We start from the raw sequence: 25,870 nt of genomic DNA on the forward strand, positions 1-25,870 counted from the left end.
GGTTCACCCATGAAGACCCAGACATTGCGCGAGGAATGGCTCTCGAACGTGCGCGCCGACGTGCTCGCCGGCATCGTCGTCGCGCTGGCGCTGATTCCCGAAGCGCTGGCTTTTTCCATCATCGCGGGCGTCGACCCCAAAGTCGGGCTGTACGCCGCGTTCAGCATCGCGGTGGTCTCGTCGATCGCGGGCGGCCGGCCCGGCATGATCTCGGCGGCCACCGGCGCCGTCGCGCTGCTGCTGTCGTCGCTCGTGAAGGCGCATGGCGTCGAATACGTGCTGGCCGCGGGCATCCTTGCCGGCATCCTGCAGATCGGCGCCGGATTCGCCCGGCTGGGCGCGCTGATGCGCTTCGTGTCGCGCTCCGTCATCACCGGCTTCGTCAACGCGCTGGCCATCCTGATCTTTCTCGCGCAGTTGCCGCAACTGAACGCGCAGCCCTGGTATGTGTACGCGATGGTCGCGGGCGGGCTCGCCATCATCTATCTGCTGCCGCGCCTGACCAGGGCAGTGCCGTCGCCGCTCATCTGCATCATCGTGATGACGGCCATCGCGATGGCCCTGCATCTGCAACTGCGCACGGTCGGCGACATGGGCTCGTTCCCCGACCGCCTGCCGGTGTTCGCGTTCCCGCAGGTGCCCTTCTCGTTCGATACGCTGCGCATCGTCTTCCCGTACTCGGTGGCCATTGCCATTGTCGGGCTGCTGGAATCGCTGATGACAGCCGCCATCGTCGACGACTACACCGACACCCCCAGCGACAAGAATCGCGAATGCCGCGGCCAGGGCTGCGCGAACATCGTCGCGGGCTTTCTCGGCGGCATGCCGGGCTGCGCGATGATCGGCCAGACGGTCATCAACATGAAGTCGGGCGGGCGCCAGCGCCTGTCCACCTTCGTCGCAGGCGCGTTCCTGCTGGTGCTGGTGGTGTTCCTCGGTCCGTGGGTCAAGCAGATTCCGATGGCCGCGCTCGTCGCGGTCATGATCATGGTGTCGATCAGCACGTTCAGCTGGAAGTCGATCGGCAATCTGCGCACGCATCCGAAGAGTTCATCGGCGGTGATGCTGGCCACGGTGATCGTGGTCGTGGCAACGGGCAATCTGGCGATTGGCGTCGGGGTCGGCGTGCTGCTCTCCGCGTTGTTCTTCACGTCGAAGGTGCGCCGCGTGCTGGCGGTGGAATCCACGCTCGACGAAGCCGCGAGCGAGCGTCGCTACGTGGTGCGCGGACAGGTGTTCTTCGCGTCGTCGGAAGCGCTGGTGGCCGAGTTCGATTTCAAGGAACGGGTGCGCGCGGTGCGGCTCGATCTGTCGCACGCGCACTTCTGGGACATCACGGCCATCGATGCGCTGGACCGTATCGTGAACAAGTTCCGCCGCAACGGGATTATGGTGGACGTGACGGGTTTGAATCGCGCGAGCGCGACGATGATCGAGAAGTACGCCACGCACGACAAGACGTCCGCGACGCACTTCGAACCCACGCATTGACACGCAGGCAACGCAGCGAAGCAGGGCGCTTCGCTGCTTTCCTGAGCTCGCTCAGCCGAGCTTGATCGAGGTCGGATCGGCGGTCAGGTAGCCCACCGCCGCGCCGAAGCGATCCTTGTAGTTCGCGCGGATCAGCGGATCGAGCGTGGCCTGCACCTTCGCATGCAGCGGCAGTTCCCAGTCGCCGGCGTGCTGGAAGTTGCTCATGATGTAAGTCCAGCCGTTGATCTCGTCGACGGCATGCAGGCCCGTCGATTCCGCGCCCGCCGGCGCCGAGAGAATCCGCGTCAGCGACTTCGTATCGACGTTGTACGCCCACAGGAAGTTGTTGACGTGCCGGCCGCTGTCTTCGCCGATGAAGAGCGTGCGCAGCTTCTCCGAGAACTTGAGGTTGTCCGGATTCGCCACCTTCTCCGGATTGCCGATATTGCCGAGCTCGTCCGCCGTGATGTCCTCGCCGACCAGCGCCGCAGGCGCGCCGATATCCACCGGCACCCATTCGCTGTCGATGGCCGCGCCGCTCAGGTCGCGCTGGCCGCCCTTCAGGTTGAACGCATACACGGCGCCGGAATTGATCGCCTTGTCCACGGCGAAGTCACCGGCGTGCGCATCGCCCTTGACCATCGACTTGACGATCTGCGACATCGCCGAATAGACGATCTTGTCCTTCGCGTTGACCGTCGTGCCTTCGAGCTTCGTGAAGGTCATGCTCGCGCCGCGCAGCGCCGCATAACGGTGCGTTTCCAGGAACGCGGCGGCCTTCTCCATGCCCGGCTTCACGCGGATCCAGTTGAACGCGCCGTTGAAGTTGATGCGCGTGTAGCTCGCGTCCAGCGTCGTGCCGACGGTCGCGTCGCTGACCACGTCCATGATGTCGGCGAGCGTCAGCGTGTTGGCCAGATTCTCGATTTCATCGCTGGTTGCGTGACCAAGGTTGAGCCACGTGAGCGTCGCCGCGCCCGCGCCCGCCGTCGAGGTCTGCGTGCACTTCGCCACGTAGAGCGTGCCCGCCGAGAGATCCGCCTTCTTGTCCGCGACGAACATGAACACGCCGCCATTGGTGGCGTCGTCGCCCATCATCACGGTGCGCTCGTCCGGCAGCACCTGGATCAGCTCGTGCGAGATCCGGCCGAGGCAGTAGTGCTTCTTGATCGTGCCGGTGCCGTCCGGATGCACGGTGACTTCCGGCAGATGGCCGTAGTGATACGGGCGCCCCTTCGTTTCGTCGCCGTAAAGGTTCTTGCTGTAGGCGAGGAACTGCGCGTCCTTCGAGCCCAGCGCTGCGTCCGGCTCGTACTCTTCGCTCGACAAATGCGTGTTCCACGGCGACAGGCTCGCGCCGCAGGTGATCCACAGGCCGTTCGCCTTCGAGGTATCCACGTTGGCGTAGCTGACCAGCGAGAGCTTGCCGGTGGCCGGATCCTGGTCCAGCGTCAGCACCGCGATCGGCGACGGCAGGCGGCCGTACATGCTGGCCGCGTTCTGGTCGCGCGTGGTGTATTCGAACTGCACGACTGCGAACACGGCATTGCCCTTCACGCCCTTGACAGTCGGGTTGTCGAGCTTCAGCAGCGAGGTGCCATCCGGGCAGTCCGAGAAGAACTGGCGCTCCTTGCCGGCCACCGAGCGATCGATGATCGGCTGGTTGTTGATGTCGAAATAGCCGCCCGCGACGATCGTGCCGCCGGCCGTGTTCGGCACCGTATCGCCGGTGACGAAGAACGGCTGGTAGGCCAGCTTGTAGGCGCGCGCGCTGCCGTCGCTGAACTTCACGGTCATCGACGAAGCCACGGTCGTGGTGGCCATCGCGTTCGGCGTGGCCAGCGTGGGCGCCGCCATGCCGGTGAAGGCCGCCGTGGCGAAGGCGGCGGTGGGCTTGGGCGTGGCCGGACTGCTGTCGCTGCCGCCGCAGGCCGTGGTCAGCAGCGCGGCGGTCGCAGCGCCGCCCAGCGGCAGCATCGGTGCGCCGGCGAGGATCTTGAGGGCTTTGCGGCGGGAAAGGTCAGTGGGCAGCGCCATGAGTGGTTTCGAGTCCTGGTGTGTGGGGTTGTTGTCATTGCATCGCGGGCCGGATGCGGCCCTGGCGTCTGATCGACGCGCTACTTTAGGAAAAGATTGTGAAATCAATTTGACAGTCTTTAGTAATTTTATTGCCTTGTATCCGAAAGAAAGACGCGGTACGCGTCACGGCAGGCGCTCACCATTCGCGAACGGCGTTCATGGCCGCGCTGGACTTCGGCTATGCCAGGCTGATCACGGCGCAGGACTTCGTCGGGTCGCGCCGGAAAGCAGCGGCCTGATCCCTGCCGCAGACCGGCGGCGAGTCTTGCGCAGTTCTCATCTGCCCGTCATCTTCAGGCACCGCGCGCCTTCCATACTGCCTCTCAGGCTCGGCCAGCCGGCCGGCTGCACTCAAGGAGGCTCACATGAAGAAGTCGCTTCTCGTCGCCGTGCTGATTACTTCGTCGCTGGCGCTGGCGCTTGCATCGGGCGCCGCGTCCGCGCAAGGCAAGTCGCGCGATCAGGTCAGGCAGGAACTCGTGCAGGCTCAGCATGACGGCGACGTGCCGTCGGGCAAGACCCAGTACCCGCCCTCGGAGCAACTGGTCGCGCGCAACAAGGAAGTGCATGCATCGGCGGTGCATGCGGGCGAGAAGTCCCCTTCCGTCGATCAGCACGACAAGCGTTGATCCGTCTCAGTCACTCGTACCTGCCGCGTCGGATTGCAAGGCGGGATGCGGACGGCGCGGGAACGCCATCCAGAAGGTCGTGGCCACGTGCGGCACGCTGCGCACGCCGCACGCTCCGCCGTGCCGTTCCATGATCGACTTGACGATCGCGAGGCCCAGGCCCGTTCCCGCCGCCGAGTTGGAGCGCGCCGGATCGACGCGATAGAAGCGGTCGAAGATCCGGTCCAGATGCGGCTGCGCGATGCCCGCGCCGGTGTCCGACACGCTGACCTTCGTCATGTCGGCGCCCTCCAGCACGCAGGTTTCGCAGTCGATCCTGACCACCGAACCCTGCGGCGCATGCGACAGCGCGTTCGAGAGCAGATTGCTCAGGGCCCGCTGATAGAGCAGCAAGTCCGCATCGACAGCCGCCGCGCCGCATACCTCGATGCTCACGCACGCTTCCTCCGCCATCGACTCGTAATAGCCCGCCACGCGTTCGGCTTCGGCTGCGGCATCGAGCGCGCGCACCGCCAGCAGCGCGCCGGCCTGTTCCGAGCGCGCCAGGAACAGCATGTCCTCCACCATCGTCGTGAGCCGGCGATATTCCTCGAGGCTCGACTCGATCACCTCGCGATACTCGTTCGCCGTGCGTTGCTGCGACAGCACCACCTGCGCCGCCGCCTGCAGATTGGTCAGCGGCGTGCGCATGTCATGCGCGAGATCGGACGAGAACTGGCTCAGCAACGTGAACGATTCGTTCAGCCGCCGCAGCATGGCGTTGAACGCGCGTTCCAGTTCCGCCAGTTCGCCCGCCGCGCCGAGCGCCGGCAAAGGCTGCGCGAGCCGGTTCACGGAAATGGCCTCGGCATGCTCGACCATGCGCCGCAACGGGCTGATGCCGAGCATCGTGATGCCGTAGGCGAGCGCGGCAGCCAGCAGCACGCCGAGCGCCTGGATCAGCACGATGGTCCGCGCCTGCGCGCCCAGCAACGCAATATCGCTCGTGCGGTCGTAGCGCACCACCACCTCGACGGAACGCGGGCTCGACCCCAGCGGCACCATCGCCGTCAGATAGCGGTAGCGCACGGTCGGGTTGTCGGGCTTTGCATCGTCGGCGCCGCGGCGGAAGCCTGGCGTCGAGATCAGCAGGCGGCCGTCGACAGCGAGGATCGCGAGATCCACGTTGGCGCGCCCGTGGAGCGTTTCGGTCACGGCCGCGATACCGGCTTCGGGCGTGCCGTCCGGCACCGCCTCCGCGAGATGCGCGCGCACTTCCTGCAGCGTGCCCGTCATCTCCGCGGACGAGGTCGCTTCGAGACGGCCCTTCAGCGTTTCATAGACCAGCACGCCGGTCGAGGCGAGCACCAGCGAAGTCGACAGCACGATCAGCACCGTCAGGCGCGCACGCAGCGTGCGCGGCAGGAAGCACGTCACTGGAAGCTCCGCGCTTCCAGCACGTAGCCCATGCCGCGCACCGTGTGGATCAGCTTCGGGTGATAGTTGTCATCGACCTTGGAACGCAGCCGGCGGATCGCCGAGTCCACCACGTTCGTGTCGCTGTTGAAGTTCATGTCCCAGACTTGCGACGCGATGGTCGCGCGCGGCAGGATCTCGCCCGTGCGCCGCATCAGCAGCCACAGCAGCGCGAACTCCTTCGCCGTGAGCAGGATCGTGTCGCTCTTGCGCACGGCCTTGCGCCGCACCAGATCGAGTTCGAGATCGTCGACGCGCAACGTGGTGACCTCGCGCGGCTGGCCCCGGCGCAGGATCGACTTGACCCGCGCCAGCAGTTCGACGAAATCGAATGGCTTGACCAGGTAATCGTCCGCGCCGAGTTCGAGACCCTTGACGCGGTCGTTCACGTCGTCGCGCGCGGTGAGGAACAGCACCGGCAGCGACTTGATGCGCCGCAGGTTGCCGAGCAGCGTCCAGCCGTCCTGACCCGGCAGCATCACGTCGAGCACCAGCAGGTCGTAGTCTTCCACCTCGGCCTGATGCTGGCCGGCAATGCCGTCGCCGACCCAGTCGACCACATAGCCCGCCTCCGTCAAGCCTTTCTGCAAATACGCGCCGCTCTTGGGCTCGTCTTCCACGATCAAAATCCGCATCAGTCAACACTCCGTGCAGGCCCGGCGCGGTGCGTGAGCACGCGGGGCAGGACACGCGCGAGCGCCGCGCGCAGCGATACCTGATGACTCAGGCGATACAGCACCGGCAACACCAGCAGCGTGAGCACCGTCGAAGAAAGAATTCCGCCGATCACCACCGTCGCGAGCGGCCGCTGCACCTCGGCGCCGGTGCCGGTGGCGAAGGCCATCGGGATGAAGCCGAGCGACGCGATCAGCGCCGTCATCAGCACCGGCCGCAGCCGGGTGAGCGCGCCTTCGCGAATGGCGTCGTCGAGCGTCGCGCCCGAGTCGATCAGATTGCGGATGAACGAGATCATCACGAGACCGTTCAGCACCGCCACGCCGCACAGCGCGATGAAGCCGACCGCTGCCGTGATCGACAGCGGCATGCCGCGCAGCCACAGCGACACCACGCCGCCGCACAGCGCGAACGGAATGCCGGTGAACACCAGCAAGCCGTCCTTCATGTCGCCGAACATCACGAACAGCAGCACAAGCACCAGCAACAGCGCCAGCGGCACGACCAGCTTCAGGCGTCCGACCGCGCTCTGCAATTGCTCGAACTGTCCGCCCCATGCGAGCCAGTAGCCGGCAGGCAGACGCACGTTGTCGTCGATGCGCGCCTGCGCCTCCGTGACGAACGAACCGACATCGCGGCCGCGCACGTTGGCCGTGACCACCACGCGGCGCCTGCCGTTCTCGCGGCTGATCTGGTTCGGCCCCACACCGACCTCGACCTTGGCGAGCTCGGCGAGCGGGACGTACAGCGTGCGCGCAAGCGGCGCGCCCCCGACACCGGACGCTCCACTGTCCGCCGCCGCACGCGCCGTCACCGGCAACGCGACCGGCAGACGCTTGATCGCTTCGATGTCCGAGCGGAGGTCATCGGGCAGACGCACGACGATGTCGAAACGCCGGTCGCCCTGGAACAGCGTGCCGGCCTTCTGTCCGCCGACCGCCGCGAGCACGGTGTCCTGCACGTCGGCGACGCTGAGCCCATAGCGGGCGAGCTTGTCGCGCTCCAGCTGCACGCCGAGCACCGGCAGCCCCGAGGTCTGCTCGACCTTCACTTCGATCGCGCCCGGCACCTTCTGCAACGCGCCCGCCACCTTGTCGGCGTTCTCGCGCAGCACGGTCATCTCCTCGCCGAAGACCTTCACGGCGACATCGCTGCGCACGCCCGAAATGAGTTCGTTGAAACGCAGCTGGATGGGTTGCGAGAACTCGTAGACATTGCCCGGAAAATCGGCGAGCACGGCCTCGACGTCCTCGATGATCCGCTCATGCGGCTTCTTCGGATCCGGCCACGCGGACGGCGGCTTGAGCATCACATAGGCATCGGAGAGATTGGGGGGCATCGGATCGGCGGCGATCTCGGCCGTGCCGGTGCGCGCGAACACGCGCTCGACTTCGGGCACGCGCGCCTTCACCGCGTGCTCGATCGCCTTCTGCATGTCCACCGACTGCGACAGGCTCGTCCCCGGAATGCGCAGCGCCGCCACCGCCAGGTCGCCTTCGTTCAGGTTCGGAATGAATTCGCTGCCGAGCCGCGTGGCCAGCACGAGCGTCAGCGCGACGATCCCCGCCGCGCCCAGCAGCACGCCGCGCGGCCGCGCCATGAAACGGTTCAGCGTGGGCTCGTAGACGTGCCGCACGGCCCTCAGCAGCCGGCTTTCCTTTTCCTCGACGCGCCGGTTCACGAACAGCGCGACCGCCGCCGGAATGAACGTGACGGTCAGGACCATCGCGGCCGCCAGCGCCATGACGACGGTGATCGCCATCGGATGGAACATCTTCCCTTCGACACCGGTGAGCGCGAAGATCGGCAGATACACCACCATGATGATGAGCTGCCCGAAGATCAGCGCGCGGCGCGCTTCCTGCGAGGCCTCGAACACTTCGGCGAAGCGCTCCTCGCGCGTGAGCGCCCGGTTCGCGGCGCCCTGCGCATGCGCGAGCCGCCGCACGCAGTTCTCGACGATCACCACCGCGCCGTCGATGATGATGCCGAAGTCGAGCGCGCCGAGACTCATCAGGTTGGCGCTGACGTGCGCGTTCACCATGCCGGCGAAGGTCATCAGCATCGACAGCGGAATCACCAGCGCGACGATCAGCGCCGCGCGCAGGTTGCCGAGAAACAGGAACAGCACCGCGATCACCAGCACCGCTCCTTCCAGCAGGTTCTTCCGGACCGTTCCCACCGCCTTCTCGACCAGCCCGGTGCGGTCATAGACCGGCACTGCGCGCACGCCCGGCGGCAGCATGCGGTTCACCTCGGCGAGCTTCGCAGCCGCGGCCTTCGCGACCGAGCGACTGTTCTCGCCCATCAGCATGAAGACCGTGCCGAGCACCGTTTCCTCGCCGTTCGAAGTCGCCGCGCCGGTGCGCAGTTCGCGCCCGATGTCCACACGCGCCACGTCGCGCACGCGCACCGGCACGCCGCCCGAATTGGCGAGCACGATGTTCGCGAGATCGTCGGTGGAACCCGCCTGACCCGGCACGCGCACCAGATACTGCTCGCCCCGCTTCTCGATGTAGCCCGCGCCGACGTTCTCGTTATTGCGCTCGACGGCGCGCACGATATCGGCGAGTGTCAGGCCGTAGGACATGAGGCGGCCCGGATTCGGCGCGATGCGGAATTCCTTCACATAGCCGCCGATCGAATTCACCTCCGTCACGCCCGGCACGTTACGCATCTGCGGACGCACCACCCAGTCCTGGATCTCGCGCAGGTCCGCGAGCGTGTAGCGGTTGCCGTCGGGCTTGCGCGCCGCCGCGCTCGCCTCGACCGTCCACAGGAAGATCTCGCCGAGACCCGTCGAGGTCGGACCCATGGCGGGCACGACGTTCCCCGGCAGCTTGTCGCGCGCCTCCTGAATGCGCTCGTTGACGAGCTGGCGCGCGAAGTAGATGTCGGTGCCGTCCTTGAAGATCACCGTGACCTGGGAGAGGCCGTAACGCGAGATGGAACGGGTCTGCTGCAGGTTCGGCAGGCCGGCCATCGCGGTTTCGACCGGGAACGTGATGCGCTGCTCGGCTTCGAGCGGCGAGTAACCCGGCGCGGATGTATTGACCTGCACCTGGACGTTGGTGATGTCCGGCACGGCGTCGATGGGCAGTTGCCGGTAACTGAACACGCCCCAGCCGGCCGCCGCGAGTGTCGCCAGCATCACCAGGAAGCGGTGCGCAATGGCAAATCGAATCAGCTTCTCGAACATGCGGCGTCACTCCTCGGCGCTGGCCTTGCCCAGCTCGGCTTTCAGCACGAAGCTGTTCGCGGCGGCGTAGCGCTGGCCGGGCGCAAGCCCGCTCACGACCTCGACCGTATGCTCGTCCTGGCGGCCCACCGTCACGGGCTGCGCGACGAATCCCTGGTCCGACTGCACGAACACCGACGCGGCGCCCTCGACGTCTTGCAACGCGTCCTTCGACACGGCCACCGTGACGCCCGCGCGGCGCGCTTCCACCGCGACGTTCACGAACATGCCCGGTCGCCAGACGCCATCCGGATTCGGCAGCACCACGCGCGCGACCGCCGAGCGCGTTTCTTCGCCGAGCAGTTCGCCGACATAGGACACGCGTCCCGTCGAACTCGAATCGAACGCGGCGGCCTTGACCGTCGCCGTGCGTCCGATCCGCACTTCGTCGAGCTGTTGCGGATTGACGGCCATCTCAGCCCATACGGTGGAAAGGTCGGCGAGCGTGAACACGTTGGTGTCGGCGGCGATGGCCTCGCCCGGCGTCACATGCCGCTCGACGATGGTGCCCTCGAACGGCGCGCGCAATTCATAGCGGTTGAGCGCTTCGCCGCCGAGCGGCGCGCCGATCGCCTCGAGCTTCTGACGCGCGCCGCGTGCGGCAATCTCCGCCTCGCGCAACTGCACTTGCGCCTGCAAATAGTCCTGTTCCGCCGAGATGCGTTCGAGCCACAAGGTTTTTTCGCGCTCGTAGGCGACCCGCGCGGCGGTCAGCCTGCGTTCCGCCGTCAGCATTTCGCTGCGCCGGTCGGCCAGATCGGTGCTCGCGATCACCGCGAGCAACTGCCCCTTCGTCACCCGCTGGCCCACCGACACCGGCACCCGTTCGACCACGCCGCCGACCCGCGGCCCCACGTGCGCGGTGCGATCCTGGTTGAAACGGATTTCGCCCGGCAGTTGCAAGGTCGTCACGACTTCGCCCGGACCCGCGCTCGCCAGTCCGATGCGTGCGGCGTTCACCTGCTGCGGGCTCAGCTTGACGAGGCCGTCCTTGCGCGCAAAGACGAACGACGCCGACTTGCCTTTCCATGAAGCCTTCAATGTCGCGTCGAAGACATGCGGCCTGCCGACCGATTGCGACGACACCAGATCGGCGCCTGAAGGCAGGAAGCGCAGCGACTGCGGCGGCGCGAACGGCCGCGCGAGCGAGCCCGTGATGCTGACGCCCTGCGTGACGGGCTTGCCGTTCGAGAAGGCGGCGACGATCAGGCGCGGATCGCCCGCCTGTTCCGACAGTCCGACTTCGATGACCAGACCCATCAGCCGATACTGGTCGAAGCCGGGCCGGGACGCATTGCCGGAGACCGATGCCGTCGCCGGCTGGAGGGCGGAGTGTCCGGGGGAAAACAGCAGCGAATCGAGCACGAAGCCCGCGCCGATCCCGCCGGCCGCCAACGCGACATAGAGAAGTTTGCGCAACATGAACTGACCTTCAGGGAAGAACTGCAACCGGCGACGCGCCGGACGATGCGGAGGATGCGGAAGATGTCGACCAGTCCGGGGACGACGGCAGCGGCGTGCCTTCCAGCCGTCCAAGTTCTGCGTACGCCAGATGCGCGGTCGTCAACGCCTGCACATAGCGCGACTGCTCCTGGTACAGCGTGCGCTGCGCGTCGAGCACGTCGAGGAACGCGAACTTGCCAAGGTCGAAGCCGCGCGACATCGCCACGAGCGTGTCGCGCGCGGCGGGCAGCACTTCGGATTTGAGCCGTTGCGCTTCGGCGGCGGCGTTCTGGAAATTCGTATAAGCCGACGAGAGTTGCAGCCGCAAGGTCGCCTTCTCGTTGTCGAACTCGGCTTCGGCCTGCTCCGCGTTATGCGCCGCTTCGAGCAGCGCGCCCTTGTTGGTATCGAAGAGCGGCAGCGGAATCGACACGCCGATCACCGCCTGATTGAACGGCACGCCGCCCGTGACCATGTGCTTCATGCCCGCGCTCACCGTGATGTCCGGCAGGCGCCGCGCGCGTTCCACCTGGATCGCCGCATCGGAGCGCAGCATCTGCGCCCTCGCGGTGCGCACCAGCGGCGCGCTGTCGGTTCGCGCGACCATCTCGGTGAGCGGCTCGGGCGTCGGCAGGGTTTCGATATCGCCCGCGACGGCACGCTCGCGCACCGCGGACTCGCCGGTGATCGTCGCGAGCTGGTCGGCCTGCACGGCGGCTTGCGCGCGTGCCCGCTGCAATTCGATCTGCGCACCCGCTTCGGCCACGCGCGCCTTGCCTGCTTCGACCGGCGAGATCTTGCCGGCACGCACCCGCTTGTCCGCGGAATCCAGCGTGCGGCGCGCGATGTCCGCGGATTCGGTCGCCACCTGCAATTGACGTTGCGCCGCGAGCAGGCCGTAGAACGCATCGATGACCTGGGCCCGAAGCGCCGCATTGCGTGCGTCGAGACGGGCGAGCGCGGCCTCGCGGCCATACGACGCGACGTCGAGCCGCGCGCCGCGCTTGCCACCGAGTTCGATGCGCTGGCTCACGAGGCCGGTGCTGGTGCGCTCGGACGGTCCGAAGCCTTCCTGGAGAAACGACACATCGGGATTGGGCCGCATGCCTGCCTGGAGGAATGCGCCTTCGGTGGCATCGGCGCCCGCGCGCGCGGCACGCAGCGATGGATTTGCGACGGCCGCCGACGCCAGCAGCGCATCGAGCGTCAGCGGCGCATCGGCCGGCAGCGGCTCGGCGCCGGCACGCGACAGGGCCATCGAGAGAATGAGGAAGGAAGCAGTGCGCTTGAGCATGGGGAAGCGTGACCGGTGGAAGTCCTGCATTTCGACGTTTCACATAATGTTAGGGTAACTACCCAATCTGTGGATGATCGTCAGATGATGTTTTCGTCATTTGCGTTGCGCAGTCTGGTTGTGTCCTTGCCGCGATGCCTGTCAATTGCCCGTCTTCGCCGGTGCAATCGCGGCATCCTGGGGATGTTCGATCGCATGCCGCTGCTTGTTGCGCGCAATGCTTGCCGCGGTAGGCGGATATTCACTGTCGCGATGCGGCAGAAAGCCGTCGCGCCACGCCTGCTCCAGCGGGTCGATGGCCTGCGCCGTGGTCCTGCCCGCGTCGGGTCCGTCGCCATGCGCAAGAACCGGCGCGGACGCCGCGCCCAGCAACAGCGCCAGCCCGATGATCGTGTGTTTCATGGTTGAACCTCCTGGTTTCCGGCTCTTATTGAAGGCGCGTGCGCAACAGCCGCAGCCCGTTAGCGATGACGATCAGGCTCGCGCCCGTATCGGCGAAGACGGCCAGCCACATCGACCCATGTCCTCCCAGCGTCAGCCCGATGCACGCCACCTTGATCCCCACCGCAATCGCGATGTTCTGCAGCAGCGTGGCGTGCATCGCCTTCGACAAGCGGATGAACGCCGGAAGCTTGCACAGGTCGTCGTCCATGAGCGCGACGTCGGCGGTGTCGAAGGCGGCGTCGGTGTCCATCGCGTTCATCGCGAACGTGATGTCCGCGCGCGCGAACGCCGGCGCGTCCTTGATGCCGTCGCCGACCATGCCGACCGGCGCAGCGCGCCCGAGCGTATCGATGACACGCAGCTTGTCTTCCGGCAGGAGATCGCCCTGGGCGCGATCGATGCCGGCCTGCTTCGCGACCGCGCGCGCGAGGTGCGGGTTGTCGCCCGTCAGCACCGCCGTGCGCACGCCGATGGCGCGCAGCCGGGCCACGGCGTCGCGGCTCATTGGCCTGAGCGTGTCCGCCACGGCGAAGAGCGCCAGCACGCCGGCATCGCTGGCGAAGATCACGACGGTGCGCGCGGCGCATTCCTGCGCTTCGACGCGCCGCCGCAGGTCGTCTGCGTCGTGGCCGATCTCCGCCATCAGACGCAGGTTGCCGAGCCAGTAACGTCGTCCGCCGATGAAGCCGAACACGCCGCGCCCCCGCACCGAGCCAAAGCGGCTCACCGCGAAGCGCGGAATGTGTTCGTTCCTTGCAGCCTGCGCGATGGCGCGCGAGGCGGGATGCGGCGAGCGTCCCGCCAGGCTGGCCGCGAACGCGCGCACGATGCTTTGCTCGAAGCGCGCGTCGAGCAGTTCGAAGGCGGTCTGCACCGGCATGCCGAACGTGAGCGTGCCCGACTTGTCGAGCGCGAGCCAGCGCAGGCGCCGGCCGCGCTCGAGGAACACGCCGCCCTTCACCACGATGCCGTGGCGCGCGGCGCGGGCGAGTCCGCTGACGATCGTCACGGGTGTCGAAATCACGAGTGCGCAGGGACACGCGATCACCAGCAGCACGAGCGCCCGATGAACCGAGGCGAACCATCCGCCGTCCAGCGCCAGCGGCGGCAGCAACGCCAGCCCGAGCGCGCCGAGCAGCACGGCCGGCAGCCACGTACGCACGACTCGTTCGAGCAGACGCTGCGTCGGCGCCTGCACCATCTGCGCTTCCTCGATCGCATGAACGATGCGGGCGAGCGTCGAGTCGTTGATGCCGCCGGTCACGAGCATGTCGAGCGTGCCGGTCTCGTTGAGCGTGCCCGCGAACACCGCGTCGCCCTTGCCCTTGGCGACCGGCCGGCTCGCGCCCGTGATCGGCGACTGGTTCACCGTGGAGCGGCCCCTGACGACTTCGCCGTCGAACGGAATGCACTCGCCCGCCTTGACGCGCACGATCTCGCCCGCGGCGATGCCATCCACCGCGCGCTCGCTCCAAGCGCCATCGGCTTGCAGGACGGCCGCCTTCGCCGGCAGCGACTTCAGCAGCGCGGCGGTCGCATTGCGCGCGCGCCGCAGCGAATTCTTCTCGACCCATTCGGCGATCGCGAAGCACACCGAGATCATGGCCGCTTCCGGCCATTCGCCGATCAGCAGCGCGGCCGTGACGGCGATGCCCACCAGCGCGTCGATCGTGAGGTGGCCGCGACACAGCGCGAGGAGACCCGCGCGATACATCGCCAGGCCGGAGGCCGCCACGGCGCTGAGCGCAAGCACGACGATGGTGCTCGTCTGCGCGTCGAACCAGCTTGCGGCCTGCGACGCCATCGCGACAGCGCACGCGCAGCCGAGCAGGCAGATGGACACGCGATCCGCCGCGCCGGGTTCCGGCACGAGCCGCGGATCGAAGCCGAGCGAGCGCAGACCGGCAAGAATCGGCCCGAGTGCTTCGACTTCGTGTTCGATGATCAGCATGCGGCGCAGCAGGTCGAACTTCATCGACGTGACGTCGCGCATGCCGCCCAGCTTCTTGCGGATCAGCGCTTCCTCGGCGACGCACTCCATCTGTTCGATGTGGATCTGCGTGCGTGCGGCGCCGCGGCTCCGGATGCCGGACACGCCTGCTTCAGCCGGCCGGGCGCCCTGCATCGCGCTGCGTGAACCGAGGCGCGTGTTGCCGATATCTTCTGGCCGTAACATACTGACGTCCTTACTCGATCAAGCGCCAAGTAGAAACCTTGGAGCCGCTCAAGAGTCAAGAAGGATCAGCACATGAAGATAGGCGAATTGGCGCGCATCGCGAAATGCACACCGGACACGATTCGTTTTTATGAGAGGGAAGGTTTGCTTCAGCACGCGGAACGCACTGAAGCGAATTACCGCACGTACAACGCAAGCCACGTCGAACGCCTGCGCCTCATCCGCAACTGCCGCGAACTGGACATGACGCACGATGAAGTGCGTGCGCTGCTGCGCGCCATCGATGAAACGGCAGATAGTTGCCAGCCAATCAATTCACTTGTCGATGAGCACATTCATCATGTGGCTGAACGCATCGATGAACTGATCGGTTTGCAAACGCGGCTGCTCGCATTGCGCGAGAAGTGCCAGGGCGAACAACTGGTGGATGACTGCGGCATCATGCACGAGCTGACATCGAAAGAGGCCGCCAGCCGGAAGACGAAGAAGTCGCATCTCGGCTAGCGGTTTGCATTGGCGGGATCAGGCCTTCATGCGGTCAGCGGCGACGATCGCATCCGCGAAATCGCGCGGCGCTTCCTGCGGCAGGTTATGCCCGATGCCGCCCGTCACGTTCCGGTGCTGGTACGGGCCCGTGAATCTCTTCGCGTAGACCGAAGGGTCCGGATGCGGCGCGCCGTTGGCATCGCCTTCCATGGTGATCGTCGGCACGTTGATGGTGGGCGCGGCGGCCAGGCGCTGTTCGAGTGCGTCGTACTGCGGCTCGCCCTGCACGAGCCCGAGACGCCAGCGATAGTTGTGAATCACCACCGCCACATGATCCGGATTCGCGAATGACTGCGCTGAACGCTCATAGGTGGCGTCATCGAAGCGCCATTGCGGCGATGCCAGTTGCCAGATGAGCTTGTTGAAGTCGTGGCGATTCGCTTCGTAGCCGGCCTGGCCGCGCTCCGTCGCGAAATAGAACTGATACCACCACGCGAACTCGGCCTTCGGCGGCAGCGGCGCGCGATTGCCCTGCTGGCTGCCGATCAGATAGCCGCTCACCGACACCATCGCCTTCACGCGCTCGGGCCATTCCGCCGCGATGATGTTCGCGGTGCGCGCGCCCCAGTCGAACGCGCCGAACACGGCCTGCCTGATCTTGAGCGCATCCATCAGCGCGATGATGTCCACCGCGACCACTGCCTGTTGTCCGTTGCGCGGGGTATCGGCGGACAGGAAACGGGTCGTGCCGTAGCCGCGCAGATACGGCACGATCACGCGATAGCCCTGCGCCACGAGCAACGGCGTGACTTCGACGAAGCTGTGGATGTCGTACGGCCAGCCATGCAGCAGGATGACGACGGGGCCATTGGCGGGGCCTGCTTCCGCATAGCCGATATTTAGCGTGCCCGCGTTGATCTGCCGAAGCGTGCCGAAGCCGGCCGGTGTCACGGGGCGGGTCTGGGCCTGCGCCAGGTTGCCGAAGCCCGCTTGCAGCAGGCCGATACCGGCAGTCGCCAGCGTGGCGCCAAGCAGGCGGCGGCGCGACGTGTCGATGATGTCCGTCATGATGCGGTTCTCCTGTTTCACTGTTTTAAAACGTAGCCGTCACGCGGCCGACGCACGCAGCTCGGCGAGCGTCGGGCCCATCGGCCGCACGCGCATGTGGGCGGCGAGATGGCGCCAGGGCAGATCGGCGGGATCGGCGGCCATCGGGCCCGGTGCTTTCGCGACCAGTATGCGCGATGCAATCGGCTCGAAGTCCGCACGAAAATGCACTGAGCTCTTGTTGACCAGAATCTTCATGCGCTCGGGTTCGATACCCGCGACGCGAAACAGATTGCGGTCGAAGACCTGCATCTTGATGCTGCTGACGGCAATGCGCACGCCTTCGATACGCAGACACGCCGTGGGACCGAGTTCGCCGCTCATGCCGTTGAGCATCGGGCCGTCGAAACGGAAGCGGCCATCGGAAAGATGTTCGACTTCGAACTCGCCTTCGAGCGGCGAATCGCCCGGCACGTTCGAACCGCCGCCCAGCGCCAGCCGGATGTGCGCGCCGACACCCGCCCGATGCGCCGCACGGGCCGCATGCTCGTCCCAGATGACGCCGACGGCCGCCTCGCGCGCGCCGTTACGCAGCAGCGCGCGGACCATGCCCATGGTGTTCGAATCGCCGCCCACGCCCGGATTGTCCTGCGTGTCCGCGATGATCACCGGACCTTGCGCCGTGTCGCTTGCTTCGCTTGCTGCGCTTGTTTCGATTGCCTCGCGCGCCGCTTCGTCGGGCGACAGGAAGGGCACGTCCCAGCGCGCTTCATCGTCGACGAGTTGCGTGTACAGCGCGTCCACCACGCGGTCCGCCGTTTCCTGTTCGACCGCATAGCCCCAGATCACCGGCCCGCATTCCTCGAAGTCCGATGCCGGAAATCCCGGCGCGAACGACAGCGACACAGCCTCGCGCTCCAGCATCGCCAGTGCGCCGTACATGCCGCGCGCGGGTTCGACGAGCGTACACATGCCGTTCACCGGAATCAGGAACGGCACCCGGCGCACGGCGCGCGCCAGCGGTTTGCCATGCGCGATGCGCTGTGCGAGCAGATGACCCGCGCGCAGACCGGTTTCCGCCATGTCGACGTGCGGATAGGTGCGATACGCGACCAGCGCATCGGCGAGTTCGACCATGCGTGCCGTGACGTTCGCATGCAGATCGAGGGAGACGACGAGCGGCATGTCGTCACCGACGATCCGCCGCACGCGCGCCAGCAACTCGCCTTCGCCGTCGTCGAGATGCTCGGCGACCATGGCGCCGTGCAGGTCGAGGTAGATCGCATCGAAGCCGCCTGCGCGCACGTGCTCGACGATCACGCCCGCAATGCGCTCGTACGCGTCTTCCGTCACATGCGCCGATGCGCTCGCCCCGGCCCAGATCACCGGCAGCAACGCGTGCCCTTGCGCTTCGGCCCACTGGATGAAGCCGCCGATCGGCACGTTCACGTCGCGCAGCTTCAGCACGTCGGCGCCGTGGGCCATCGGCGGAAAGCCTTCGCCCTGGATGAAGCTCTGGTAGCTGGCCCGGGTCGGCGCAAAGGTGTTGGTTTCGTGCTGGAATCCGGCGATCAGGATCTCCATGATGGTCATCCTTTGTCTTCGATGAGAGGTGTCAGGCCGCGCGCGTCTTCGCGACGGCCACGGTGCAGCGGTTCGCCAGAATCAGCACGCAGGCGAGCGCGGCCATGCCGGCCATTGCATACAGGCCGCCGTTCGTGCTGCCGGTGGCGGACTTGAGCCAGCCGAACACCGCTGGTCCCCAGAACCCGCCCGACAAACCAATGGTGTTGATCAGCGCGATGCCGCCTGCCGCTGCGGAGCCGGAGAGGACTTCGGAAGGAATGGCCCAGAACACCGTGTACGCCATCCACATGCAGGCGGTGGCAAGCGTGAGCAGGACGAGCGTCGCGGCGAGGCTGCCGGAGGCATACGGCGTCATCACGAGCAATGCGGCTGCGGCAACCGCCGGCAGCGCGCTGTGATAGCGCCGCTCGCCGAGCGCGTCCGACCGGCGGCCCGCGCCGTACATGGCCACGGCGGCGGCCACGTAGGGAATCGCGACATACCAGCCGAGCTTCAAGGTGTCGTGCGCGCCCTGCTCCTTCAGCAGCGTGGGCAGCCAGAAGCTGATGGCGTAGATCGGAAAGATGATGCAGAAGTAGGCGAGCGCCAGCACGAGGATGCGCGGGTTCCGGGCGATCTCGCGAAACGATGCGATCCGGTGGGACCCGCCGCCATGCGCCCCGACCTCGGCCTCGACGAGACGCTGCTCGTCGCGCGAGAGCCAGCGTGCTTCGGCGGGACCGTTGGCGAGCGTGAACCACACCAGCGCGCCGAGTGCGATGCACGGCAGCCCTTCGACGAGAAACATCCACTGCCAGCCGGTCAGCCCGCCGACGCCCGCGAGCGAGGTCATCAGCCACGCCGACAACGGCCCGCCGACCACCCCGCCCAGCGGCCCCGCGACGAACACGAGCGCGATGGCGCGCGCCATGCGCTTCGGTCCGTACCAGCACGAGAGGTAATAGATCATGCCGGGCGCGAAGCCCGCTTCGAAGACGCCGAGCAGGAAGCGCATCGCGTAGAACGCGGGCACGTTGCGCACGAACAGCATGCAGGCCGACGTGATGCCCCACAACACGAGAATGCGGCTGAAGGTGAGACGTGCGCCGATCTTCGGCAGCATCAGGTTGCTGGGAATCTCGAAGAGCACGTAGCCAATGAAGAAGATGCCCGCGCCGACGCCGTATGCCGCATCGGAGAAGCCGAGATCGCTTTGCATCTGGAGCTTCGCGAAACCGACGTTCACGCGGTCCAGATACGCGAACAGATAGCACGCGATGAGCAGCGGCAACAGCCGCCGGTTGATCCTGCTGTAGAGCGCCTGGACGGCAGCGCCGCCCTGCTGGAGTTGAATCGTCGACATGCGCGTCTCCTGGTGGTCTTCCCTCTCCGGGTGAAACCATGGTGAGCGCGTTCGACTGTGCCAGCAAGAGCAACCAAGTTCACGTATCGTTGCTCTGTGAGCAACACTCCATTTTTCGTCCCGGAGCCTTCGAGATGCGTGAGATCAATCAGCAACGCCTGCGTTACTTTCATGAAGTGCTGTCGCACGGCACGATGCGCGGGGCGGCGGACCATCTGAACACGTCGCCGTCGGTGATCGCGCGGCAGATCAAGCTGCTCGAAGACGAACTCGATACCACGCTGTTCGAACGCGAGGCGCGCGGTGTGCGGCCCACCGAAGCGGCGTTTCATCTGCTGGAGTTCTGGCGGGGGTATCGGTCGCAGCAGGAGCGGCTCGAAGACCAGCTGCACGCGCTCAAGGGCTTGCAGCAAGGGCAGATCCGGCTGGCGGTGAGCGAAGGCTATGTCGATACGCTCGTCGATGACGTGCTCGCGCCGTTCTGCGCGCGCTATCCGCGCCTCGAGATCGACGTGCAGATGCTCGCCGTCGACGACCTGCTCGACGAAGTCGCGCAAAGCCGCGCGCATATCGGGCTCGCCTACAATCCGCCGCCGCACGAGCGGATCGAGATTCGCGCGAGCTGCGCGCAGCCGGTCGTGCTGCTGATGCGGCGCGATCATCCGCTGGCGCGGCGCGGAGGCGCGGCGCAGATTCACGATCTGCTCGATTACCCGCTCGCGCTGATGCCGCCGAGCTTCGGCATCGGGCATGTGGTGAAGATGCTCGAAACGACGGACGGTCTGTCCATTCGACCCGCCGTCACGACCAATTCGCTCAGCGCGCTGAAGCGGCTCGTCGCGGCGGAGCAGTTCATGACGCTGATCGGCGAGTTTGCCGCGTATCGAGAGCTGGCGAGCGGCGAGCTGACCATCGTGCCGGTCGCGCATCCATTGTTCGAGAGCGCGCAGGCGCGCGTGCTGGCGAAGACCGGCCGGCCGCTCGCGGCAGGACCGCAGGCGTTGCTCGAATCGATCCTCGAACGGATGCCGATGTTCGGCGAGCTTGCCAGCAGTAAGCCGCGTCGCAAGACGAAGCGGTGACGCGTGCTTCACGCGCCCCGTGCGCCTTCCGGCACGCCATCCAGCCGCGCCGCCCGCGACGCCGCAATGATCGCCGCCTGCACGACGAAGCACACGGCCGCCGCTGCAAGACACGGGCCGATGCCGAGACGCGCGCTGATCGCCGCGCCCAGCAGCGCGCCGAGCGGACGGGCGCCGTAGGTCGCCGTGCTGTTGAGCGCGGAGACGCGGCTCAGCATCGAGGCGGGCGTGATGGCCTGGCGCAGTGTCGTGGAGCCGACGGTCCACAGGATCGGGCCCGCGCCCAGCAGGAAGAAACTCGCGGCCGCCAGCCAGAACGACGGCGCGGCGAGCGTCGCGACCAGCATCAGCGAAGCGGCCAGTCCGCACAGCGGCCCGACCATCAGCATGCGTCCGAAGGTGATGCGGCGCGCCACCGCCGGCGCCGCCAGCGCGCCGCACACCATGCCGATGCCATAAGCCGCGAGCGTCATGCCGATCGCCGATGCATCGAGGCGCAGATGCTGCGCCGCGTACGGCACATACACCGCCTGCACGATGAAGAAGCCGAGATTGAAGAACACGGCGGTGGCGAGCATCGGACGCAGCAGCGCATCGCGCGCGACGAAGCTCGCGCCTTCGCGCAGTTCGGCGAAGAAATGCCTTTTGGCGGCGTGCTGGCGCGGCGGTTCGAGCAAGCGTGCGAGCAACAGCGCCGCGCAGGCCGAAAGGCCGGCCGCGCAGCCGTAGGCCCAGCCCGCGCCGGTCCATCCGACGAGCAGTCCGCCGAGCGCCGGCCCCGCCGAATAGGCGACGCTGCGCGCGAGTTCGATGCGTCCGTTCGCGGCGGCCAGCACGGTGCGTTCGACGAGCGCGGGCACGAGGGCGGGCGCGGCGACGTTGTAGGCGACGGTGCCGGTCGCGCCGAGAAAGCCGAGCAACGCGAGCAAGGGCAGCGTCAGCGCGTGCGCCTGCACGAGCAGCAGGACGGACAGCATGGCGAGCGCGCGGGCGCATTCGGCGCAGGTCATGAGCGTGCGGCGCGAGCGGCGGTCGGCGATGACGCCGAGCGGGATCGACAGCAGCAGGAACGGCAGCGTCTGGGCGCTTTGCAGCAGGCCGGTGTCGGTTGCCGAAGCGCCGAGCGCGAACACGGCGACGAGCGGCGTCGCCGCGAGGCCGATCTGCTCGGCGGACTGCGCAAGGAGGTTGGACCAGGCAAGGCGCTGGAAGGCGGCGGGGAACGGCATGGACGGGCTCCGGAGGGAAAGGATGGCCCATGGTCGCGGGTGAGGCGCGCGGGGGCACTCCGGGGCTTGCGGTGTGATTCGGGGGGTTAGGAGGCGGTTTCCGGGGTTCCTGCTTACCGGCGAAAGAGAAATGAAGTTAAAATGGCGTATTCCGTCAAATCGGACGGAAACCACGAATTTTGCGTTCCTCCCGGAGATCCAATTTGCTACTCGAATACGGCGTCAAGAATTTCTTCTCGTTCAAGGAAGGAGCCGTAGTGGATCTCCGGTTTGACGGGAACACGCCGGAAGACATCAGCGGCTCCCTGCCGGCTGCAACGATTGCGGGTTTCAGCGGTGCGAACGCCGCAGGCAAGACGCATCTTCTCAAGGCTTTGAACTTCCTGAGATGGTTCGCTGCGGAATCCTTCGACTGGAAGCCTGACGCGGCCATGCCGATAGAGTCGTATGGCGGAAGCGCCGAAGCCAGCGAATTCTTCCTGGAGTTCAGCATCGGTTCCGTCACGTATGTCTACGAGATCGAGGTCACTGAAAGAGAAGTCGTGCGCGAGACCTTGTATCGCACACGCACGAAGCGCACCTTGGTATTCGAGCGGGTGGGGAACCAGATTGCGAGGACCACAAAAGAGTTCAGTTCGCTCAACTCGCTCAAGCTGAGAAGCAATGTTTCAACGATCTCGATGGCCAACCAGTATCAACTCGAGATTTTGAAGGACGTTCATCAGTTCTTCGTCAACGTCTACACCAATGTGAGTTATGGAGGATTGCACGCGCCCGTCTTCGACATGAACGAGATGTCCCGCCTGCTTTCCGAGAGTCCAAACGCGCATCGCTTTGTTGAAGAGTTCATCAAGTCGTGCGATACAGGCGTGTCGAGAATTGATCTTTTGAAGCGGGAGGGGGAGAAAGGAGAAGCTGTCTACTTCCCTGCCTTCATCCACGAGATAGAGGGAAGGGAATACCACGTCAGTTCGTTTGAAGAGTCCAGCGGGACGAAGCAACTCTTTCTCACATTGGCTCACTACTTCTCGACCCTTACGACGGGCGGCATTCTGGTCGTGGACGAGATCGATCAGCATCTTCATCCCCATATCCTGCCGAAACTGGTGAGCTTGTTCACTGACCCTGCTCTGAACAAGAAGAACGCGCAGTTGCTGTTCACATCGCACGACACGCGGATCATGGACACGCTGGGGCGATATAGAACCTTCATCGTCAACAAGCGAGAGAACGAGAGTTTCGTGTTCAGGCTCGACGAAGTGCCTGGCGACCTGCTGCGGAATGATCGTCCTATCTCACCGATCTACGAAGACGGCAAGGTTGGAGGAGTGCCGCGAGTATGAAAGCTCGGAAGTTCGAGAACGCCAGGAAGATTGCGCATCTGGCCGCCATACCCGAGACAGGACTTGAATCCCAGGCCGACTCGCTCACGATTCGCTGCAAATTCAATTTTTCGTATTTGTGCTGCCAGGAGAAGGCGGGACGCGCGCTATCGGATCTGAACCGCGACCAACTGGCTGATCTGTTCGACAAGCTCGTTCAGTTCAGCCACCAGCCGTTGGCCTACTGGCAGAGGCAGAAGCACGGCATAAGCTCCACCTTGGCGATTTACAGAACCTTCCCTTCGCGGAGTGATTTCACTCATCCCAAACATGTTCCGCACGATGTTCACTGGGGAAGATTTCGCCTTTCCGGAGAAGTGCGGCTCGCGGGTTTCGTCGTGCCTCAGACGCTTGCAGGAAAAGTCCACGCGAGTACGCAGGCGGCTTTCGATGCGAACACGTTCTACGTGGTGTTTCTCGATTACACGCACGGGTTTTACAAGTCCTAGCGGTCCGCCTCGCGTACGCTTCAATGCGCCACCGCCGTCTCCACCGACCCCGCCTGCTCCATCAGCACCGCCAGCGGAATCGGCCGGCTGAGCAGATAGCCTTGCACCTTGTCGCAGTGAACGGCGCGCAAGGTATCGAGCTGTTCCTGCATCTCGACGCCCTCCGCCACCACCGTCACGCCGAGCTTGTGCGCAAGGTCGATCACGCCTTCCACGACGGTGCGCACCATCGCATCGGTGGCGATGTTGTCGACGAAAGACTTGTCGAGCTTCAGCACGTCCGGCCGGAAGCGCGCCAGATAACTCAAACTCGAATAGCCCGTGCCGAAATCGTCGATGGCAATGCGCACGCCCATTTCGCGCACCTTCGACAGCACCTCCTGCGCGTCGTCCACATTGTCGATCAGCGCGGACTCGGTGATCTCCAGCATGATGCGGCTCGAGTCGATGCCCGCGCGTCTGATGGCCTGCCGCAGCACATGCACGAGACGCGGATCGCGGAACTGTTTCGGCGACACGTTCAGCGCCACGGAACACACGGTCGGCAGCGCGCCTGCGAGCCGCGCCGCCGACTGCACGGCTTCGCGGATCACCCAGTGCCCCGCTTCGACGATCAACGCGCTTTCCTCCAGCACCGGCACGAACGCGCCGGGCGAGAGCATGCCGAGCGACGGATGATTCCAGCGCAACAGAGCCTCGACGCCCACGAGCGCGCCCGACTTGACGCGATATTGCGGCTGGTAATGCAGCACGAACTGGTTGTCGCGAATCGCGCCGTGCAGTTCGGATTCCAGATGCGCGCGCGCCAGGTCGTCCTTCTCGCGCTCGCCGAACACGCGGAAGGTGTTGCGGCCGGCGCGCTTGGCGGCGTACATCGCCATGTCGGCGCTGATGAACAGCGCTTCAGGCGTGCGCCCGTGTTCCGGATACAGCGCGACGCCGATCGAGCAGGTCATCGTCACGCTCTTGCAGTCGACCTTGATCGGCCGGTGACACGCCGCCGCCAGCTTGCGGCATGCGCGCTCGATACTTTCCTGATCGAACGGACCGGGCAGGATCACCGTGAACTCGTCGCCGCCCGGACGCGCCGCCACCGCGCCGCCCGGCAGCGCCTCCTGGATACGCCGCGCGATGGTGCGCAACACGGCGTCGCCGGCAATATGGCCGGCCGTATCGTTGATCGACTTGAAGCGGTCGATATCCACGAACAGATAGGCGAACGCCGTGCCCGCTTCGCAGCGGCCCACCAGCGTTTCCATCATCGCATTGCGGTTCGCGAGGCCCGTGAGGCTGTCCGTGTTGGCGAGCCGGTGCAGTTCCTGAAGACGCTCGCGTTCGTCGGTGGCGTCCACGCACACGCTCACCACACGCGACACCGCGCCGTCCTCGGTTACCGGATAGATATCCGCGCGCACCCAGCGGGTCCGCTCATGCGGCAGGCACAACCGGAAATAACTTTGCTTTGCGGAGCCGGTCTGCACCGCGCTGCGCATTTCATCGCGCAGCGCAGCGATATCATCGGGATGCACGCGCTGCGACCACGAGGTCTGGTCGGCTTCGAGCGCGGACATCGGCATTTCCCACATGCGCTCGAACGCCGAACTCACGTGCAGCAGTTCGCGGAAGTCGTGCGTGGCGGTCCAGAACACGGCATCGACGTGATCTTCCATGTCCTTCTGCACGCGCGCGTTACCGCGCAGTTCATCGATGAGATTCCTTTCGGCCGTGATGTCGCGCGACTTGCACAGCACCGCCGTCACGCGGCCATGCTCGCCATAGACGGGCGCGAAGGTCGAAGTCCACCATTTCAGCGTGCCGGTCATGGTGCGGCACGCGCCGGAGAACGAGGTCGATTCGCCGGCCTTGGCGCGTTCGAAGGCCTCTCGTGCGTCAGGACCTTCCCAGAGCGCAAGCCAGTCGATGTCGATCAGCGCATCCGCGCATTCCGCCTCGATAAGATTGCGGCCCACGTCCGAAATGCACATGATGCGGCCGTCGAGGCTCAACAGTTTGAGGCAATCCTCGGCGATGGCGAGCAGCGCGTGCGCCACCTGACGCGCGACAAAGATATTCCGGTGCGCGGCCTGCATGCGATGCACGACCAGCGTGAGCGCCAGCACGAGCGCGGCCAGCGCGATATTCCATGGCATCGGCACGAAAAACGTGCCGCAGGCGGCAATCAGCACGCCGAGCGGTGCCAGGCCGAGGCCATCGAAACGGCGCGCGTATTCGAGGTACGGCAACTTGCTGGCAACGTTCTCGCCAATGGTTCCGAGAAAGTCGGTCGGTTCTCTCTGCACCGCGTTGACCCTGTTCTGCTATTAGTATGATCGTTGTTTATCGGCGCAGTACCGAGGGTC

The 25,870-nt window shown here is 65.9% G+C and carries 19 protein-coding genes; 6 read left to right on the top strand and 13 right to left on the bottom strand.

What is annotated here, in order from left to right; genetic code table 11:
• Positions 1-9 precede the first annotated feature (9 nt).
• On the top strand, positions 10-1,491 hold the full coding sequence (locus tag QCE83_RS24725; protein WP_309817547.1) for a SulP family inorganic anion transporter: 1,482 nt from the start codon (positions 10-12) through the stop codon (positions 1,489-1,491).
• A 51-nt stretch (positions 1,492-1,542) separates the two neighbouring features.
• Here QCE83_RS24725 and QCE83_RS24730 read toward each other — a convergent pair whose 3' ends face one another.
• Positions 1,543-3,510, bottom strand: coding sequence for an alkaline phosphatase PhoX (locus tag QCE83_RS24730; protein ID WP_309817548.1), 1,968 nt, complete (start codon positions 3,508-3,510; stop codon positions 1,543-1,545).
• A gap of 407 nt (positions 3,511-3,917) precedes the next feature.
• On the opposite strand from QCE83_RS24730, the gene QCE83_RS24735 reads away from it, so the two are divergent.
• Entirely contained in the window at positions 3,918-4,181 is a 264-nt protein-coding gene (locus QCE83_RS24735) for a DUF4148 domain-containing protein (RefSeq protein WP_309817551.1), read from the top strand.
• A gap of 6 nt (positions 4,182-4,187) precedes the next feature.
• Here QCE83_RS24735 and QCE83_RS24740 read toward each other — a convergent pair whose 3' ends face one another.
• The 7 genes from QCE83_RS24740 to QCE83_RS24770 form a co-directional block, all read right to left on the bottom strand.
• Positions 4,188-5,597, bottom strand: a complete 1,410-nt coding sequence (locus QCE83_RS24740; protein ID WP_309817552.1) for a heavy metal sensor histidine kinase — start codon at positions 5,595-5,597, stop codon at positions 4,188-4,190.
• Positions 5,594-6,271: a heavy metal response regulator transcription factor IrlR gene (irlR, locus tag QCE83_RS24745; RefSeq protein ID WP_309817554.1), complete on the bottom strand. Its 678-nt coding sequence runs from the start codon at positions 6,269-6,271 to the stop codon at positions 5,594-5,596. The genes QCE83_RS24740 and irlR overlap by 4 nt, the downstream gene beginning before the upstream one ends.
• Complete coding sequence (locus QCE83_RS24750) at positions 6,271-9,510, bottom strand: CusA/CzcA family heavy metal efflux RND transporter (protein WP_309817556.1); 3,240 nt, start codon at positions 9,508-9,510, stop codon at positions 6,271-6,273. Before QCE83_RS24750 ends, irlR begins: the two co-directional genes overlap by 1 nt.
• 6 nt (positions 9,511-9,516) lie before the next feature.
• Complete coding sequence (locus QCE83_RS24755) at positions 9,517-10,971, bottom strand: efflux RND transporter periplasmic adaptor subunit (RefSeq protein WP_309817558.1); 1,455 nt, start codon at positions 10,969-10,971, stop codon at positions 9,517-9,519.
• A 10-nt stretch (positions 10,972-10,981) separates the two neighbouring features.
• Complete coding sequence (locus QCE83_RS24760) at positions 10,982-12,250, bottom strand: TolC family protein (RefSeq protein WP_309818740.1); 1,269 nt, start codon at positions 12,248-12,250, stop codon at positions 10,982-10,984.
• 177 nt (positions 12,251-12,427) lie between these two features.
• On the bottom strand, positions 12,428-12,688 hold the full coding sequence (locus tag QCE83_RS24765; RefSeq protein WP_309817561.1) for a DUF4148 domain-containing protein: 261 nt from the start codon (positions 12,686-12,688) through the stop codon (positions 12,428-12,430).
• A gap of 25 nt (positions 12,689-12,713) precedes the next feature.
• Positions 12,714-14,906: a heavy metal translocating P-type ATPase gene (locus QCE83_RS24770; RefSeq protein ID WP_309817564.1), complete on the bottom strand. Its 2,193-nt coding sequence runs from the start codon at positions 14,904-14,906 to the stop codon at positions 12,714-12,716.
• A 72-nt stretch (positions 14,907-14,978) separates the two neighbouring features.
• Here QCE83_RS24770 and cadR point away from each other — a divergent pair, with 72 nt between their 5' ends.
• A complete protein-coding gene (cadR, locus tag QCE83_RS24775) occupies positions 14,979-15,410 on the top strand; it encodes a Cd(II)/Pb(II)-responsive transcriptional regulator (RefSeq protein WP_309817566.1) in 432 nt (143 codons plus the stop codon).
• Positions 15,411-15,428: 18 nt separating this feature from the next.
• Here cadR and QCE83_RS24780 read toward each other — a convergent pair whose 3' ends face one another.
• From QCE83_RS24780 to QCE83_RS24790, 3 genes are read right to left on the bottom strand one after another with little or no spacing between them, the layout of a single operon-like run.
• Positions 15,429-16,460 (bottom strand): alpha/beta hydrolase, encoded by a 1,032-nt coding sequence (locus tag QCE83_RS24780; protein ID WP_309817569.1) that lies wholly within the window; start codon positions 16,458-16,460, stop codon positions 15,429-15,431.
• 39 nt (positions 16,461-16,499) lie between these two features.
• Positions 16,500-18,023, bottom strand: a complete 1,524-nt coding sequence (locus QCE83_RS24785) for a M81 family metallopeptidase (protein ID WP_309817572.1) — start codon at positions 18,021-18,023, stop codon at positions 16,500-16,502.
• A 31-nt stretch (positions 18,024-18,054) separates the two neighbouring features.
• Positions 18,055-19,368: an MFS transporter gene (locus QCE83_RS24790; protein WP_309817575.1), complete on the bottom strand. Its 1,314-nt coding sequence runs from the start codon at positions 19,366-19,368 to the stop codon at positions 18,055-18,057.
• 134 nt (positions 19,369-19,502) lie between these two features.
• Between QCE83_RS24790 and QCE83_RS24795 the strand changes: the two genes are divergently transcribed.
• A complete protein-coding gene (locus QCE83_RS24795) occupies positions 19,503-20,450 on the top strand; it encodes a LysR family transcriptional regulator (RefSeq protein ID WP_309817578.1) in 948 nt (315 codons plus the stop codon).
• 8 nt (positions 20,451-20,458) lie between these two features.
• Here the strand turns inward: QCE83_RS24795 and QCE83_RS24800 are convergent, their stop codons facing one another.
• Positions 20,459-21,679: an MFS transporter gene (locus tag QCE83_RS24800; protein WP_309817581.1), complete on the bottom strand. Its 1,221-nt coding sequence runs from the start codon at positions 21,677-21,679 to the stop codon at positions 20,459-20,461.
• A 203-nt stretch (positions 21,680-21,882) separates the two neighbouring features.
• Here QCE83_RS24800 and QCE83_RS24805 point away from each other — a divergent pair, with 203 nt between their 5' ends.
• Positions 21,883-23,022, top strand: coding sequence for an AAA family ATPase (locus QCE83_RS24805; RefSeq protein ID WP_309817584.1), 1,140 nt, complete (start codon positions 21,883-21,885; stop codon positions 23,020-23,022).
• Complete coding sequence (locus QCE83_RS24810) at positions 23,019-23,510, top strand: hypothetical protein (RefSeq protein ID WP_309817588.1); 492 nt, start codon at positions 23,019-23,021, stop codon at positions 23,508-23,510. Before QCE83_RS24805 ends, QCE83_RS24810 begins: the two co-directional genes overlap by 4 nt.
• Positions 23,511-23,530: 20 nt before the next feature.
• Here QCE83_RS24810 and QCE83_RS24815 read toward each other — a convergent pair whose 3' ends face one another.
• Entirely contained in the window at positions 23,531-25,810 is a 2,280-nt protein-coding gene (locus QCE83_RS24815) for an EAL domain-containing protein (protein WP_309817591.1), read from the bottom strand.
• Positions 25,811-25,870: the final 60 nt, after the last annotated feature.

The organism is Caballeronia sp. LZ034LL (genome assembly GCF_031451215.1).
Taxonomy (GTDB): Bacteria; Pseudomonadota; Gammaproteobacteria; order Burkholderiales; family Burkholderiaceae; genus Caballeronia.

Excerpts from the sequence above, each read along its gene's own strand:
- QCE83_RS24725 (WP_309817547.1), top strand. The coding sequence starts at position 10 with ATGAAGACCCAGACATTGCGCGAGGAATGGCTCTCGAACGTGCGCGCC.
- QCE83_RS24755 (WP_309817558.1), bottom strand. The coding sequence starts at position 10,971 with ATGTTGCGCAAACTTCTCTATGTCGCGTTGGCGGCCGGCGGGATCGGC.
- irlR (WP_309817554.1), bottom strand. The coding sequence starts at position 6,271 with ATGCGGATTTTGATCGTGGAAGACGAGCCCAAGAGCGGCGCGTATTTG.
- QCE83_RS24770 (WP_309817564.1), bottom strand. The coding sequence starts at position 14,906 with ATGTTACGGCCAGAAGATATCGGCAACACGCGCCTCGGTTCACGCAGC.
- QCE83_RS24785 (WP_309817572.1), bottom strand. The coding sequence starts at position 18,023 with ATGGAGATCCTGATCGCCGGATTCCAGCACGAAACCAACACCTTTGCG.
- QCE83_RS24810 (WP_309817588.1), top strand. The coding sequence starts at position 23,019 with ATGAAAGCTCGGAAGTTCGAGAACGCCAGGAAGATTGCGCATCTGGCC.
- QCE83_RS24800 (WP_309817581.1), bottom strand. The coding sequence starts at position 21,679 with ATGCCGTTCCCCGCCGCCTTCCAGCGCCTTGCCTGGTCCAACCTCCTT.
- cadR (WP_309817566.1), top strand. The coding sequence starts at position 14,979 with ATGAAGATAGGCGAATTGGCGCGCATCGCGAAATGCACACCGGACACG.
- QCE83_RS24730 (WP_309817548.1), bottom strand. The coding sequence starts at position 3,510 with ATGGCGCTGCCCACTGACCTTTCCCGCCGCAAAGCCCTCAAGATCCTC.
- QCE83_RS24765 (WP_309817561.1), bottom strand. The coding sequence starts at position 12,688 with ATGAAACACACGATCATCGGGCTGGCGCTGTTGCTGGGCGCGGCGTCC.
- QCE83_RS24750 (WP_309817556.1), bottom strand. The coding sequence starts at position 9,510 with ATGTTCGAGAAGCTGATTCGATTTGCCATTGCGCACCGCTTCCTGGTG.
- QCE83_RS24760 (WP_309818740.1), bottom strand. The coding sequence starts at position 12,250 with ATGGCCCTGTCGCGTGCCGGCGCCGAGCCGCTGCCGGCCGATGCGCCG.
- QCE83_RS24795 (WP_309817578.1), top strand. The coding sequence starts at position 19,503 with ATGCGTGAGATCAATCAGCAACGCCTGCGTTACTTTCATGAAGTGCTG.
- QCE83_RS24790 (WP_309817575.1), bottom strand. The coding sequence starts at position 19,368 with ATGTCGACGATTCAACTCCAGCAGGGCGGCGCTGCCGTCCAGGCGCTC.
- QCE83_RS24735 (WP_309817551.1), top strand. The coding sequence starts at position 3,918 with ATGAAGAAGTCGCTTCTCGTCGCCGTGCTGATTACTTCGTCGCTGGCG.
- QCE83_RS24780 (WP_309817569.1), bottom strand. The coding sequence starts at position 16,460 with ATGACGGACATCATCGACACGTCGCGCCGCCGCCTGCTTGGCGCCACG.